The 779-nt window shown below is 65.3% G+C and carries 1 protein-coding gene; it reads right to left on the bottom strand.

Annotated elements, in window-relative coordinates; translation table 11 throughout:
* A partial coding sequence (locus AC1DRN_RS29930) for a VCBS domain-containing protein (RefSeq protein ID WP_477786927.1) occupies positions 1-779 on the bottom strand: 779 nt, incomplete at both ends.

The following is a 779-nucleotide window of genomic DNA, read 5'->3' on the forward strand; positions in this document are numbered from 1 at the left end:
GGCGACGTAGGTCCGGTCCAGGCACCGCCGGTGCCGATGGAGAACTGGCCGTAGTTGCCGGCGGTATTGGTTTGCGCCTGGAAACTTTCCGGGCTGTCGACGTCGCTGATGGTCAGGCTGCCAGCGGTGGTCAGCGGAGCATTGGTTTCGCTCAGCGTAACGCTGGCCGAGGACAGCACGGCCGCATCGTTGGTGCCGAGGATATGCACGGTGACTGAAGTGAGGGTGCCGTCGGCACTGCTCACCGCGAAGGTGTCGGTGTAGGTGGTGCCGGCGGCGAACTCGTTGTGGGCGGAGTCGGCGACATAGGTCCAGGCACCGCCGGTGCCGATGGAGAACTGGCCGTAGTTGCCGGCGGTGTTGGTTTGGGCCTGGAAACTTTCCGGGCTGTCGACGTCGCTGATGGTCAGGGTGCCGTTGGTGGTCAGCGGAGCATTGGTTTCGCTCAGCGTAACGCTGGCCGAGGACAGCACGGCGGCGTCGTTGCTGCCGGTGACGGTGACGGTCACCAGCTGGGTGTCGACACCGCCGAGGCCATCGCTGACCTGCACGCTGAACACTTCCTCATGGCTCTCGCCCGCCTGCAGCGACTGCACCGCACTGGCGACCCCATCGGTGCCGTTGGCCAGCGTGTAGGTCCATTGGCCGGTGGTGTCCACGGCGATCGAGCCGTAGGTGCCGGTATTTGACCCGGCAATACTCCAAGTGGCGGTGGCATCGTGATCGATGTCGGCCGCGCTGAACTGGCCGCTGACGCTGAGCGTGGTGTCTTCCTGCAC

The organism is Pseudomonas sp. P5_B3 (assembly GCF_056400405.1).